This is a genomic window from Citrobacter sp. GW821-FHT07H02 (assembly GCF_059418505.1).
This window is the reverse complement of sequence record NZ_JBWKPZ010000020.1, coordinates 60,129-73,692: the sequence shown is the minus strand read 5'-3', so window position 1 is coordinate 73,692 and position 13,564 is coordinate 60,129. Positions and strand designations below refer to the sequence as shown.

The window sequence follows — 13,564 nt, the reverse complement described above, 5'->3', positions numbered from 1 at the left end:
GTTATAAAAAATGCCAAACGTGACGAGACTAATTACCTACGCATGATGAAACAATTCCTTAAGGTCAAAACTGTGGCAGAACGCACAATTTTATTCATAACGAGAATAATGACCAGGCGAGGCAAAACGAGTTCGAGATTACCCGATCACTCCTGCTATTGCGAGCGAATTTACGTGATTTTTTATAAGAAAAAGTGATACGGAAAGTGAAAAAACGGGATTGAACAAATTAAGTACAGTTGGGGTAAAAAATAGGCAATTAACTAATTTATAACGGGAATGTGATGACCCTTTGGATGATAGTTTCAGTGATGAATTATCCAGATTCACTCTCAGGAGATAAGAATATTCCCTGATGATAATGTTAATTACTGTGAGTTATTTGTTTAAAATTTGTTTGTTTTCGCCGGGGAGGTAGTGATCAAATAAGAAAATAACGCGATCGCTTAATGGCGTCATTAACCACCACGGTAATCCAATCAGTACCACCGTCAGCGAACCCACGACGATATCTGTCAGCCAGTGGGCGCCAATCATCACACGAGGAAATGCAAAAACCACAAATATAATAAGGGCGGTAATGTCTGCGGTTTTTCCGAAATATCGCAGCATGAATGCAGAAAAAATAAGCAGCATCATTCCATGATCGCCGGGAAAACTGTCTCTGGAGGCATCCTTGGTGGGAATATGCAACAGTTCACTCACGCGATAGATATTATCAAATGTGAGCGTCGGACTGGCGCGTTTAACCGGAATAAGCGTCTGACCAAGCTGATTTAGCACGACGGCAGTTAACAGCATCACCAGGCCCATAATGACGATCTGCCGACGGCCCGCTGGCGTCTCTTTCAGCCAAAAGCGCAACATCAGACACCCCATCGCCAGCAGTGAACAGCCGTCGAACGCCCGATTGTTGGTAATGGCGACCCCCCACAGGAATAGGCGATTTTCACCCAGCTTGTGGTTGAAAAAACGAAAGACCTCGACGTCGAGGGAGGCCCAGACCCAGTGATTTTCAGGCAGATACCATGATAAAAACAACGCCAGTCCAGCGAGATTCAGCAGGAATATGAGGGGATACCGGGTTTTCATCATCGTTTCGCCGTTCAAAAAATCGGGAGCAACCTTACGTGTTTTCGGCTAAACGAAGCTTCAACAATGCCGTCTGTAGCGCATTCCAGTCGGTATCCACGCTGGTAATAAGCTCAATTCGACTGTCTGGCGGCGCGACATTTTGCGTCTCAATATGCAGGTCATCCCCCTGGCGGTTAATGCGTACCAATCCTTCTTTTATACGCATCACGCCTTTGACGCGTGCAACAGGCGCAAGGCGAGCCCATTCCAGCAGACCGATGGTGTCAAATACGGTATCCGCATCGAAAATCCATCCGCAGGCCTGGTGGCCCTGACCACTGTTCAGGCTACGACGCCAGCGTTGTTGCGCCGGTAAACTCAGCGCCGCAAGCCCCTTTTTGTCAGCATGCTGGTGGGCGTGCGCGGCACTGGAGGGGAGTTCTGCCAGGTTTAGCCGGGGTAAGTCCAGCCAATGGCCCTCTATTTTCCCCTGTTCGGTATGAATCAACTGACGATGGCCGCCGTTCTGTTGCCACCAGGTGTGCAGCGCCGCCTGGCTTTCGGGCGTGGTGCGATCGGACTTGTTCGCCACAATGATATCCGCTGCCGCCAACTGATCGCGAAAGTTCTCGTTGGTCACGCTTTTTTCATCCAGTAAAAGGCGTGGATCAAGCACGCAAAGCGTGGCGCGAAGATCAATCCACGGTTCATAGACGGGGGCGGTGAGCAAATCCAGAATCTGTTTGGGATGTCCAAGCCCTGTGGGTTCAATCAGCAATCGATCGGGTTTGCCCTGACGCAGAAGGGTATTCAGCCCGACCTGCATTGGCAGACCGTTAACGCAACACATACAACCCCCCGGGATCTCTTTCAACAGCGCTCCGCTGTCGGCGAGCAGGGCGCCATCAATGCCGACTTCGCCAAACTCATTGACTAGCACTGCCCATTTTTCCGCCGGGCCTTTATTCGCTAATAGATGAAGAATGGAAGTGGTTTTTCCGCTACCGAGAAAACCGGTAATGAGGTTGGTTTTGGTCACATCTGCTCCAGAATGATTCGATACCTTAACGGTTTCCCGTCATCCTGGCGAAAAAAAGAGAAAAAGAGAAGAGGAGAGCGGGTGAAGAAACTCATCACCCGCGTTAATGGCAGAAATTGTTAATTTTTTAACGTATCGATGATGGCCTGATGTGCCCCTTGTTGCGCGATACGTTGCCAGGCGTGTTCAATCGCCTGCACAAATTGCGGATTCTGCACGAGGTCGGCCGCAAAAATTTCCTGTAATGAAAGTAACGCGGCCACTCTTTGCGTCTCGTCACTGTTTTCAACGATGGCGCGGATCTTTTCGCTCATCGGGTCGCGAACATCAATTGGCGCGCCTGCATCGTCCACCCCGCTGACATAACGCATCCAGCCAGCGATGCCCAGCGCCAGTAACGGCCAGTCAGTTTGACGTGCCAAATGCACGCGAATACCTTCCAGCATGCGTTGAGGTAGCTTTTGGCTGCCGTCCATCGCGATCTGCCAGGTTTTGTGTTTCAGCGCCGGGTTAGCAAAGCGTTCGAGCAGGCTGTCGGCATACTGCGCAAGAGAAACATTCGTGATGCGCAATGTCGGCGCCTGCTCCTGCATCATCAAACGGTATGCCGCCTCGCGAAATGCGCTGTCCTGCATGCAGTCGCTGATGTGCCGGAACCCCGCCAGATAACCGAGATAGGCCAGAAACGAGTGGCTGCCATTCAGCATGCGTAATTTCATCTGTTCCCACGGCAGAACATCCGCCACCATCTGCACGCCAGCGGCTTCCCACTGCGGGCGACCGGCGACAAAGTTGTCTTCGATTACCCACTGGATGAAAGGCTCACAGCTGATTGCGCAGGGATCCGGTACGCCCAGTTCGCGGGTAATTTCTTCCAGAGATTCGGGGGTGGCGGCAGGCACAATTCTGTCCACCATCGTGCCAGGAAAACTGACCTGTTCCGCAATCCATTTTGCCAGTTCTGTAGAACGTTTTGCCGCCATGCCCAGCACGGCGTTTTTCACTACATGGCCGTTGTCCGGGATGTTATCGCACGAAAGCACGGTAAAGGGCTTCAGCCCGCGCTCACGTCTGCGATGCAGGGCTTCAACGAGAATACCCGGTGCCGAGTGGGGTTCCGACGGGTTCTGCATATCGTGGAGAATGCGGGCGTTTGTCTCGTCCAGTGAACCGGTCGCCGGATCGATGCAGTAGCCTTTTTCGGTGATTGTCAGTGAAACGATCGCCACCTGCGGTTCACAAAATTTTTCGATAATCGCGGCGAGTGAATCCAGTTTTGCGTTCAGACACTCATTAACGGCGCCAATAATAATCGCCTGGTTGCCGTGTGCGCCTTTCTCCAGCACGGTATAGAGGTGATCTTGCGCGCGCAGATCGCTCATCAATTGATCACCGCTAAACAGGCTTACCTCACAGATTCCCCAGTCTCCGCCGTGTGAATTAAGGACCCTGTCCGTCAATAACGCCTGATGGGCACGGTGAAAAGCACCAAAACCAAAATGGACGATCCGCGTTTGCAACTGCTGGCGATCGTATTGTGGCAATAGCACATTTTCCGGAAGTCGAACGGAAGCAATAGTAGTCATTAAGCGCACACCTGATTAACCATAAATTAACAATGTCAGTGTAAAGTTATATGACAACAAATTAAATTGGTATGCCGTATTTATCCGGGTAGTGTGAGCTGGATCAATCAATCATGGGTGCTGTATTGATCATTAGCGAGATGCATGTATGGTAGTCGTCATGCAGATAAATTAATTTGGTATAACAACTTGTGAGGTGAAGCAATGGAACAAACCTGGCGTTGGTACGGACCTAACGATCCGGTATCACTTGATGATGTGCGTCAGGCTGGCGCAACGGGCGTTGTGACCGCATTGCACCACATTCCGAATGGTGAAGTGTGGCCAGTCGAAGAAATTCAAAAGCGTCAGGCGATTCTGGCGGAGAAAGGGTTGACCTGGTCGGTGGTGGAAAGTATTCCGGTACACGAAGACATCAAAACCCGCTCCGGGCAGTACCAGACGTGGATTGCAAACTATCAGCAGAGTATCCGTAACCTGGCGACGTGCGGGATTGATACTGTGTGTTACAACTTCATGCCGATCCTCGACTGGACGCGTACCGACCTTGAGTATCAGTTGCCGGACGGGTCTAAAGCGTTGCGCTTCGACCAGATTGCCTTTGCCGCGTTTGAACTGCACATTCTGAAACGTGAAGGCGCGCAGGCCGACTACACAGAAGAAGAGCAGTGCCAGGCGCTGGCGTACTTCAATGCCATGACCGCAGCGGATATTGAGAAGCTGACGCGCAATATTATCGCCGGTTTACCGGGTGCTGAGGAAGGCTACACGCTGGACCAGTTCCGCGCGCGTTTGGCGGAATATGATGGCATCAGCAAAGACGATCTGCGTGACAATATGGCGGTATTCCTGCGCGCAATCGTACCGGTTGCGGAAGAGGCGGGTGTGCGCCTGGCGGTGCATCCGGACGATCCGCCGCGCCCGATCCTGGGTCTGCCGCGTATCGTCTCTACCATTGAGGACATGCAGTGGTTGAAAGAGACGGTCGACAGCATTCACAACGGCTTTACGATGTGTACCGGTTCTTACGGTGTGCGTGCTGACAACGATCTGGTGAAAATGATTGAAACCTTCGGCGATCGTATTCATTTTACCCACCTGCGTTCCACGTGCCGCGAAGATAATCCGAAAACCTTCCATGAAGGCGCGCATCTGCAGGGCGACGTCGATATGGTTGCCGTGGTTACGGCGATTCTGACGGAAGAACAGCGTCGTAAGAAGGCGGGCGATCTGCGTCCCATTCCGATGCGCCCGGATCATGGCCATCAGATGCTTGACGATCTGCACAAGAAAACCAACCCGGGTTACTCCGCGATTGGCCGTCTGAAAGGGCTGGCTGAGGTTCGTGGGGTTGAGCTGGCGTTGAAACAAACGCAGTTCCGCGATCTGCTGTAAATCAACAATAAAAAAGGGACGGTGCTGAATGCGCCGTCCCTTTTTTGCATTTATGGTGCTGCTGACTCAGTCAGCACGGCCCATATAGCGACGTTCTTCAATATGGATGCGGATTTTTTCTCCGGCGCTCAGGTATTCAGGAACCTGAATCACCAGACCCGTGCTCAGCGTCGCGGGCTTGTTGCGGGCACTTGCTGAAGCGCCTTTAATGCCAGGTGCTGTTTCAACAATTTCCAGATCAACCGTCTGCGGCAGTTCAAGCGCCAGCAGTTGTCCATCCCAGGTCAGAACCTGCATATCAGGCATGCCGCCTTCCGGGACGAACAGCAGCTCTTCTTCAATCTGATCTTTGGTGAAGGTATACGGGGTATAGTCTTCTTTATCCATGAACACGTATTCGTTGCCATCGACGTAAGAGAAATCAACGCCGCGACGGCTCAGGGTCACGGTATCCACGATGTCGTCGCCCTTGAAACGTTCTTCGACTTTCAAGCCAGTACGCACATCGGAAAAACGCATCTTGTACAGTGTTGCAGCACCGCGGGCGGAAGGGGACTGAATATCAATATCTTTTACAATCAGCAGCTTGCCATTGTAATTCAGTACCATACCTTTTTTAATTTCGTTCGCTCTTGGCATTGAAAAAATCCTGTTGTAAAGAATGTCAAAAATATCGCGTCAAACTACTCGCGCCCGGTCATTCAGGCAAGCGGAATTCACACTTTTGCTGGTGCAAAAAAGGTGATACTGTTCGCTGCCTTCGATCCGGTGGTTAATAAAAGAGAAAACAGTATGGAATGCCGTCCGGATTGTGGAGCGTGTTGCACGGCCCCTTCGATTTCCAGCCCCATCCCAGGCATGCCTGACGGCAAGCCAGCGAATACGCCCTGTATTCAGCTTGACGACCGTCTGCGCTGTAAGATTTTTGCTTCTCCGCTGCGCCCCAAAGTCTGCGCGGGATTACAACCCAGTGCAGAAATGTGCGGGCAGTCAGCGCAGCAGGCGATGACGTTTCTGATCACGCTGGAAGCGCTTACGGCGCCTTAAACATCTTTAATACGCAGCAGACAGCCCATTGTGACGACGATCATTACCAGGGCGAACCAAAATACGGAATGAAAACTCCAGAGTTCTGCCGCAATGCCCGCCAGAGAACCGGCAATAATCCAGCCGACACGAATCGTATTGGTGTAGAGCGTGGTGGCTGATCCTGCCTGTCCCGGCATTAAATCCTGAAAATAGAGCATGCCGATCCCACCTAGTATCCCGATGTAAATGGCGTTCAGCAATTGCAAGCCGAGCAACACCGCAGGGGAGTGCGCCAGCAACATCCCCGCGTAAAAGCAGAATCCGGCAACGATAGCAATACGCATCAGCAGACGTTTGCCCAGTCGTTTAGCGAAATATCCTGCAATCAGCATTGTCGGGATCTCTAACCCCGCCGCTGTGCCCATCATGATGCCTGCCAGCTTCTCAGGCAGATGCAATTCGTTGATGATAAACAGCGGCATATTAATGATATAGAGACTGTTGGTGCCCCACATTAATGTACAAATAATAAAGAGCAGCAATGTATCGCGACGATTACGGCGGGGGGCTTCCAGGGCACCGGTCCCAAGGGGCGCTTCTTTGCGCATGGAAGGTAAAAACAGCCATACCATCACGCCACAGACAATAAACGCCACCGCCGCGCTCAGGTACATGACTGTGAAGCTGAATCCCATCGCCAGCGCATAGGCCAGCGGCGGACCTATCACCCATGCCAGCGAAACCTGCGCACGGAGTATGGAGCTGAACATCACGGCTTCACGGCCGGTCCTGTCGGCATGTTCGCGGGCAAGAGCGAACATTTGCGGGTTGGCGGTCGAGCCAAAACTACTGAGGAAAACGCCGACAAACAGCAGAATAAAGTAGTTGCGGTTCCAGGCGAACAACACACAGGCCAGCATCCCCAGCGCGCAGCAAAACACGATCAGACTTTTACGATCGCCTTTCTTATCCGAACGCCCCGCCAGAAACTGACTGACCAGAATGCCGATCACCGCGCTCCCGGTAAAAAAGAAACCAACCATTGCCGGACGGGCATGAACTTCTTCAGTCAGAAAGAGGCTGAGCGTCGGCGTCTGTAACGCACCGGCAATGCCGGTGAGAAAAGCGACGAGCAGAAACGCCCACGACGTCAGATCAAACGTTTTCGGGGTGGCGGCAACGGGGGTGTTATGCATGTTTTTATATCAATAATGTGAAGAGACGCGGAGTTTACGCTGCTCGTTAAAAAATAAACAGATACCTAAATCAAAATCGCCACGAAAAATCAAAATGGCATTTCACTCTTTTTATGCCTGGTGCTGACGTTGCTGAAATGGGGGGGTCGCTGTGGGGTTTTGCGTCAGCAATGCGTGCAACAAGGATATGGAAATGTGGTTTATATCTAACTTTTATCATCAAATGTGTAACTTTACTTGCGTGCTGACGCAGAAAGAGCAAGACTAATTGAAACGTTTCAGCGCTGTCTTGTTGTTCATGATAAACCAGATCAGCGTCTTTTTTCTCATAATGGCTGAATCGTTTCAATTCAGCAGGAGAGGAGAATCATGTTCCAGTTATCTGTTCAGGATATTCATCCGGGCAAGCAGGCCGGAAACAAAGAAGAGGCCATTCGCCAGGTTGCCGCCGCATTAGTGCAGGCGGGCAATGTGGCGGAGGGTTACGTTGCCGGCATGCTGGCGCGTGAGCAACAGACATCCACCTTCCTCGGTAATGGTATCGCCATTCCGCACGGCACCACGGATACACGCGATCAGGTGTTGAAAACCGGTGTTCAGGTGTTTCAGTTTCCGCAGGGCGTGACCTGGGGAGAAGGGCAGGTCGCTTATGTGGCGATTGGTATTGCCGCCAGCTCCGATGAACATCTCGGGTTACTGCGGCAACTGACGCACGTGCTAAGTGATGATTCCGTGGCTGAACAGCTGAAATCAGCCACGACGGCTGACGAGCTGCGCGCATTGCTGATGGGAGAAAAGCAGAGTGAACAGCTGAAGCTTGATAACGAAACCCTGATGCTGGACGTCGAGGCTCGTGATCTGCTGACGCTGCAGGCGCTCAATGCGGCGCGTCTGAAAGAAGCAGGGGCAGTGGACGCGGCATTTGTCGCGAACACGATCAACGAGCACCCCATGAACCTGGGACAGGGGATCTGGCTGAATGACAGCGCGACAGGCAATGTGCGTAGCGCTATCGCCGTCAGCCGTGCAGCCCGTGAATTTGACGTGCAGGGCGAGTCGGCGGCCATGCTGGTGACTGTCGCGATGAACGACGATCAGCCTGTCGCGGTCCTTAAGCGTCTTGGCGATCTGCTGTTGGACAACAAAGCTGACCGATTGCTGAAAGCGGACGCCGCAACAATGCTGGCGCTGCTGACCAGCGATGAAGCATTGACTGATGATGTGCTGAACGCGGAGTTTGTCGTGCGCAATGAGCACGGCTTACATGCCCGCCCTGGCACCCTGTTAGTCAATACCATTAGACAATTTAATAGTGAAATTACCGTGACAAATCTTGATGGAACCGGAAAACCGGCGAATGGACGCAGTTTGATGAAAGTGGTTGCGTTAGGTGTGAAAAAAGGCCACCGCCTGCGTTTTACCGCCCAGGGGGCAGATGCTGAACAGGCGCTGAAAGCGATTGGCGATGCCATCGCGGCAGGTCTTGGGGAGGGCGCATAATGAGCAGACGTGTTGCTACCATCACCCTGAATCCGGCATATGACCTGGTGGGTTTTTGCCCGGAAATTGAACGAGGCGAAGTGAACCTTGTCAAGACCACGGGCCTGCATGCGGCGGGTAAAGGCATCAATGTCGCCAAGGTATTGAAGGATTTAGGTATCGATGTCACGGTCGGCGGTTTCCTGGGCAAAGATAACCAGGACGGCTTTCAGCAATTGTTCAGCGAACTGGGCATTGCCAACCGTTTTCAGGTAGTACAGGGCCGTACCCGCATTAACGTCAAATTGACCGAAAAAGACGGTGAAGTGACCGATTTCAACTTCTCCGGTTTTGAAGTGACGCCAACCGACTGGGAACGTTTCGTTAATGATTCGCTAAGCTGGTTGGGTCAGTTTGACATGGTTTGCGTCAGCGGCAGCCTGCCATCCGGCGTCAGCCCTGAGGCATTCACTGACTGGATGACTCGCCTGCGTAGTCAGTGTCCATGCATTATCTTTGATAGTAGTCGTGAAGCATTAGTCGCCGGGCTGAAAGCGGCACCCTGGTTGGTAAAACCCAACCGCCGTGAGCTGGAGATTTGGGCTGGCCGTAAGCTGCCAGAAATGAAAGATGTCATCGACGCCGCACATGCCCTGCGTGAACAAGGGATCGCTCACGTAGTGATTTCGCTGGGGGCGGAAGGGGCGTTGTGGGTAAATGCGTCAGGTGAGTGGATCGCCAAACCACCATCTGTCGAGGTGGTGAGTACCGTTGGCGCGGGGGATTCGATGGTTGGCGGTCTGATTTATGGCCTGCTGATGCGCGAGTCCAGTGAACATACGTTACGTCTGGCGACAGCGGTTGCTGCCCTGGCCGTAAGCCAAAGCAATGTGGGCATCACCGATCGTCCTCAGTTGGCCGCAATGATGGCGAGGGTCGACTTACAACCGTTTAATTGACAGCAGGAGAAGCAGAATGAAAACGCTGCTGATTATTGACGCTAATCTTGGCCAGGCTCGCGCTTATATGGCGAAAACCCTGCTCGGAGCGGCGGCACGTAAAGCAAAACTGGAAATTATCGACAATCCGAATGATGCCGAACTGGCCATCGTCTTAGGCGAAACCGTGCCAAATGACAGTGCGCTGAACGGTAAAAAAGTCTGGCTGGGTGATATCGCACGCGCTGTCGCCCATCCGGAACTGTTTTTGAGCGAAGCGAAAGGTCATGCTAAACCGTACAGCGCGCCGGTAGCGGCGGCTCCTGCGGTTGCCGCCTGCGGTCCGAAACGGGTTGTGGCGGTGACCGCGTGTCCGACAGGCGTCGCCCATACGTTTATGGCGGCAGAAGCCATTGAAACCGAAGCGAAAAAACGTGGATGGTGGGTGAAAGTTGAAACCCGTGGTTCTGTTGGTGCGGGCAATGCGATCACCCCGGAAGAGGTGGCGCAGGCGGATCTGGTGATCGTGGCGGCGGATATTGAAGTTGATCTTGCCAAGTTTGCCGGAAAACCGATGTACCGTACGTCGACCGGTCTGGCGCTGAAAAAAACAGCGCAGGAACTGGATAAAGCGGTTGCTGAGGCCGTGCCGTATCAGCCCGCAGGCAATACTCAGGCGGCAGGAACGGAAGGCAAGAAAGAAGGGGCGGGGGCGTATCGTCACCTGCTGACTGGCGTGTCTTATATGTTGCCGATGGTTGTTGCGGGGGGATTGTGTATTGCGTTGTCCTTCGCATTTGGTATCGAGGCATTTAAAGAACAAGGGACGCTGGCGGCGGCGCTGATGCAGATTGGCGGCGGTTCGGCTTTCGCACTGATGGTGCCGGTTCTCGCTGGGTACATCGCCTTCTCAATTGCGGATCGCCCGGGTCTGACGCCAGGCCTTATCGGCGGTATGCTGGCCGTGAGCACCGGTTCCGGCTTTATTGGCGGGATCATTGCTGGTTTCCTGGCAGGTTACATTGCGAAGTTGATTAGCACCCGGCTGAAGCTTCCGCAGAGCATGGAAGCGCTGAAACCTATCCTGATCATTCCGTTAATTTCCAGTCTGGTGGTTGGTCTGGCGATGATCTACCTCATCGGTAAACCCGTTGCCGGTATTCTGGAAGGGCTGACGCACTGGTTACAAACGATGGGGACGGCGAACGCGGTGCTGCTGGGCGCTATCCTGGGTGGCATGATGTGTACTGATATGGGCGGTCCGGTTAACAAGGCGGCCTATGCGTTTGGCGTTGGCCTGCTCAGTACGCAAACCTATGCGCCGATGGCGGCGATTATGGCGGCAGGGATGGTTCCACCGCTGGCGCTGGGACTGGCGACGCTGGTTGCGCGGAGTAAGTTCGATATGGCCCAGCGTGAAGGGGGAAAAGCCGCGTTAGTGTTGGGGCTGTGCTTCATCACTGAAGGTGCGATTCCCTTCGCCGCCCGCGATCCGATGCGTGTTCTGCCATGCTGTATCGTCGGCGGTGCATTGACTGGTGCTATCTCTATGGCGGTAGGCGCGAAACTGATGGCGCCGCACGGCGGCCTGTTTGTTCTGCTGATTCCTGGGGCGATTACGCCGGTACTGGGATATCTGATGGCTATCGTTGCAGGTACGCTGGTGGCGGGTCTGGGATATGCTTTCCTGAAGCGCCCGGAAACAGAGGCTGTCGCAAAAGCCGCCTGATTTCCTTCGCGTAACACTCGCATAAAAAGGGCAGAGATTTCTCTGCCCTTTTTGTTATGTATTGCGTGATGGTAACTAGGCTACCGCCTTTTCAGTCTGTTGTGCTTTCAGCCAGGCAATCTCTTGTACCCAAATGTCGGGATTGATGGTTTCGAGAACCAGTGGAATACCATCAAAACGGTTGTCCTGCATGATCCAACGGAACGCATCGTGCCCAATGTTGCCTTCGCCTAAACTGTGGTGGCGGTCGACGCGGCTGCCGAAGGTGCTTTTGGCGTCATTCAGATGCATGCCGCGCAGGTATTTAAACCCGACAATGCGTTCAAACTCGGCAAACGTCTTTTCGCACTCGGCGGCGCTGCGCAGATCGTAGCCTGCGGCGAAAGCGTGGCAGGTATCAATACAAACGCCAACGCGCGACTTGTCTTCCACGCCATCGATGATGGCGGCAAGATGTTCAAACTTAAAGCCAAGATTACTGCCCTGGCCTGCCGTATTCTCAATCACCGCGGTGACGCCCTCGGTTTGCGAAAGGGCGATATTGATAGATTCCGCAATGCGCGCCAGACACTCGTCTTCCGGGATCTGCATCAGGTGGCTGCCCGGGTGGAAGTTCAGCAGCGAGAGTCCGAGCAGTTCGCAACGTTGCATTTCATCAAGAAAAGCATCGCGTGATTTTTCCAGCGCTTCGCTGACCGGGTGGCCGAGGTTGATCAGATAACTGTCGTGCGGGAGGATTTGCGCCGAGGAAAAGTGGTATTTCTCGCAGGCAGCTTTAAAGTCATCAATGGTTTCAGTCGTGAGCGGTGCTGCGCGCCATTGACGCTGATTTTTTGTGAAAAGCGCAAATGCCGTCGCCTCGATTTCAGCGGCGCGAATCGCGGCATTTGCCAGACCGCCAGCAGCGCTGACGTGCGCTCCAATATATTTCATGAAAGACTCCTGTTAACCCCACAGGGGAGAAAAAGCATTTCCCAATGATAGCGGGTTAACAGGAGGAGGATGTAGTGGTTTATGCCATCAGGCTATGGATCGCAACGTTAATCATGCCACCGCCGACGATTAACCAGATGAAAAGCACCAGCGCCATCAGTAACGGTTTGGCACCCGCTTTCTTCAACGCGCTGACGTGGGTGGTCAGACCCAGAGCCGCCATCGCCATCGCCAGCAGTATGGTATCCAGCGTCACCAGCATGCTCACGACCGCCTGCGGTAACAGGTGGAATGAGTTAAAGATGGCAACCACAATGAACAACACGGCAAACCACGGAATGGTGATTTTGCTTTTTTCTGAACCGCTGGCCAGTGACAACTGTTTCACACGGGCAGCCAGCAGAATAAGGAATGGGGCCAGCATCATCACACGGAGCATTTTCGCAATGACCGCTGCGTTTTCCGCATCCGGGTTAATTGCGTGTCCTGCCGCGACCACCTGTGCAACTTCATGCATGGTCGACCCAATATAGATACCGTACGTCTCCGGGCTGAACCAGTGCGCCAGCAGCGGATACATTGCCGGATAGAGAAAAATAGCCAACGTGCCGAAGATAACGACGGTTGCAACAGCGACGGTCACTTTACTGGCTTCGGCTTTCACGACCGGTTCGGTCGCCAGTACGGCGGCAGCGCCGCAAATGCTGCTCCCGGCGCCAATCAGCCAACTGGTGTGGCGATCCAGTCCAAAGACTTTCTGCCCCAGAAAACATGCCAGCATAAAGGTGCTGGAGAGCGTTAATACGTCAATCACAATGCCGCTGATGCCGACATCCGCAATCTGCGAAAAGGTCAGGCGAAAGCCGTAGAGAATGATCCCCAGACGCAATAAATGTTGTTTGGCAAACAGTACGCCGCCGTCGCATTGTTTCCAGATCTGCGGGTAGACCGTATTACCGATCACCATTCCCAGCAAAATGGCCAGCGTAAGGGCGCTGAATCCGGCCCCCCCGATGGCGGGAATGGAACCACCCCACAGGGCAGCCCCAGTGATTACTGCGCTCAGGGCAAGCCCTGGAAGAAAATGCCACACTGTACGACGATGATTCTGTAAGGTGAGTTCTGTCATAACCTTCTCCTTTAGTTGGAGAAAAGAGTACGGCGAA

Annotated in this window: 12 protein-coding genes; 5 read left to right on the top strand and 7 right to left on the bottom strand. The window is 53.2% G+C overall.

The features are described from left to right. Positions 1-378 precede the first annotated feature (378 nt). The 3 genes from AC07NP_RS18045 to AC07NP_RS18035 form a co-directional block, all read right to left on the bottom strand. Positions 379-1,092 (bottom strand): phosphatase PAP2 family protein, encoded by a 714-nt coding sequence (locus tag AC07NP_RS18045; protein ID WP_494661311.1) that lies wholly within the window; start codon positions 1,090-1,092, stop codon positions 379-381. 34 nt (positions 1,093-1,126) lie between these two features. Continuing rightward, positions 1,127-2,113, bottom strand: coding sequence for a CobW family GTP-binding protein (locus AC07NP_RS18040; protein WP_494661295.1), 987 nt, complete (start codon positions 2,111-2,113; stop codon positions 1,127-1,129). A 119-nt stretch (positions 2,114-2,232) separates the two neighbouring features. Continuing rightward, positions 2,233-3,699: a mannitol dehydrogenase family protein gene (locus AC07NP_RS18035; protein WP_494661294.1), complete on the bottom strand. Its 1,467-nt coding sequence runs from the start codon at positions 3,697-3,699 to the stop codon at positions 2,233-2,235. Positions 3,700-3,903: 204 nt separating this feature from the next. Here AC07NP_RS18035 and uxuA point away from each other — a divergent pair, with 204 nt between their 5' ends. Then, entirely contained in the window at positions 3,904-5,094 is a 1,191-nt protein-coding gene (gene uxuA, locus AC07NP_RS18030; protein ID WP_494661293.1) for a mannonate dehydratase, read from the top strand. 66 nt (positions 5,095-5,160) lie between these two features. Here uxuA and yeiP read toward each other — a convergent pair whose 3' ends face one another. Further along, complete coding sequence (yeiP, locus tag AC07NP_RS18025; protein WP_203360641.1) at positions 5,161-5,733, bottom strand: elongation factor P-like protein YeiP; 573 nt, start codon at positions 5,731-5,733, stop codon at positions 5,161-5,163. 153 nt (positions 5,734-5,886) lie between these two features. Here yeiP and AC07NP_RS18020 point away from each other — a divergent pair, with 153 nt between their 5' ends. Further along, complete coding sequence (locus tag AC07NP_RS18020; protein WP_203361240.1) at positions 5,887-6,141, top strand: YkgJ family cysteine cluster protein; 255 nt, start codon at positions 5,887-5,889, stop codon at positions 6,139-6,141. On the opposite strand, the gene setB is transcribed toward AC07NP_RS18020, so the two are convergent. Further along, positions 6,138-7,319 (bottom strand): sugar efflux transporter SetB, encoded by a 1,182-nt coding sequence (setB, locus tag AC07NP_RS18015; RefSeq protein ID WP_494661292.1) that lies wholly within the window; start codon positions 7,317-7,319, stop codon positions 6,138-6,140. The genes AC07NP_RS18020 and setB overlap by 4 nt on opposite strands. Positions 7,320-7,688: 369 nt before the next feature. On the opposite strand from setB, the gene fruB reads away from it, so the two are divergent. From fruB to fruA, 3 genes are read left to right on the top strand one after another with little or no spacing between them, the layout of a single operon-like run. After that, on the top strand, positions 7,689-8,819 hold the full coding sequence (fruB, locus tag AC07NP_RS18010; RefSeq protein ID WP_494661291.1) for a fused PTS fructose transporter subunit IIA/HPr protein: 1,131 nt from the start codon (positions 7,689-7,691) through the stop codon (positions 8,817-8,819). Further along, complete coding sequence (fruK, locus tag AC07NP_RS18005) at positions 8,819-9,757, top strand: 1-phosphofructokinase (protein WP_192612813.1); 939 nt, start codon at positions 8,819-8,821, stop codon at positions 9,755-9,757. Before fruB ends, fruK begins: the two co-directional genes overlap by 1 nt. Positions 9,758-9,773: 16 nt before the next feature. Beyond that, a complete protein-coding gene (fruA, locus tag AC07NP_RS18000) occupies positions 9,774-11,465 on the top strand; it encodes a PTS fructose transporter subunit IIBC (protein ID WP_494661290.1) in 1,692 nt (563 codons plus the stop codon). A 75-nt stretch (positions 11,466-11,540) separates the two neighbouring features. On the opposite strand, the gene nfo is transcribed toward fruA, so the two are convergent. Together nfo and AC07NP_RS17990 are read right to left on the bottom strand one after the other, a co-directional pair. Next, positions 11,541-12,398 carry a deoxyribonuclease IV gene (gene nfo / locus AC07NP_RS17995; protein ID WP_494661289.1) on the bottom strand — a complete coding sequence of 286 codons (858 nt, stop codon included), beginning with the start codon at positions 12,396-12,398 and terminating at the stop codon, positions 11,541-11,543. A gap of 79 nt (positions 12,399-12,477) precedes the next feature. Further along, positions 12,478-13,527, bottom strand: a complete 1,050-nt coding sequence (locus tag AC07NP_RS17990) for a YeiH family protein (protein WP_494661288.1) — start codon at positions 13,525-13,527, stop codon at positions 12,478-12,480. Positions 13,528-13,564 lie beyond the last annotated feature (37 nt).

Excerpts from the sequence above, each read along its gene's own strand:
- fruK (WP_192612813.1), top strand. The coding sequence starts at position 8,819 with ATGAGCAGACGTGTTGCTACCATCACCCTGAATCCGGCATATGACCTG.
- fruB (WP_494661291.1), top strand. The coding sequence starts at position 7,689 with ATGTTCCAGTTATCTGTTCAGGATATTCATCCGGGCAAGCAGGCCGGA.
- AC07NP_RS18020 (WP_203361240.1), top strand. The coding sequence starts at position 5,887 with ATGGAATGCCGTCCGGATTGTGGAGCGTGTTGCACGGCCCCTTCGATT.
- fruA (WP_494661290.1), top strand. The coding sequence starts at position 9,774 with ATGAAAACGCTGCTGATTATTGACGCTAATCTTGGCCAGGCTCGCGCT.
- nfo (WP_494661289.1), bottom strand. The coding sequence starts at position 12,398 with ATGAAATATATTGGAGCGCACGTCAGCGCTGCTGGCGGTCTGGCAAAT.
- AC07NP_RS18045 (WP_494661311.1), bottom strand. The coding sequence starts at position 1,092 with ATGAAAACCCGGTATCCCCTCATATTCCTGCTGAATCTCGCTGGACTG.
- uxuA (WP_494661293.1), top strand. The coding sequence starts at position 3,904 with ATGGAACAAACCTGGCGTTGGTACGGACCTAACGATCCGGTATCACTT.
- setB (WP_494661292.1), bottom strand. The coding sequence starts at position 7,319 with ATGCATAACACCCCCGTTGCCGCCACCCCGAAAACGTTTGATCTGACG.
- AC07NP_RS18035 (WP_494661294.1), bottom strand. The coding sequence starts at position 3,699 with ATGACTACTATTGCTTCCGTTCGACTTCCGGAAAATGTGCTATTGCCA.
- AC07NP_RS17990 (WP_494661288.1), bottom strand. The coding sequence starts at position 13,527 with ATGACAGAACTCACCTTACAGAATCATCGTCGTACAGTGTGGCATTTT.
- yeiP (WP_203360641.1), bottom strand. The coding sequence starts at position 5,733 with ATGCCAAGAGCGAACGAAATTAAAAAAGGTATGGTACTGAATTACAAT.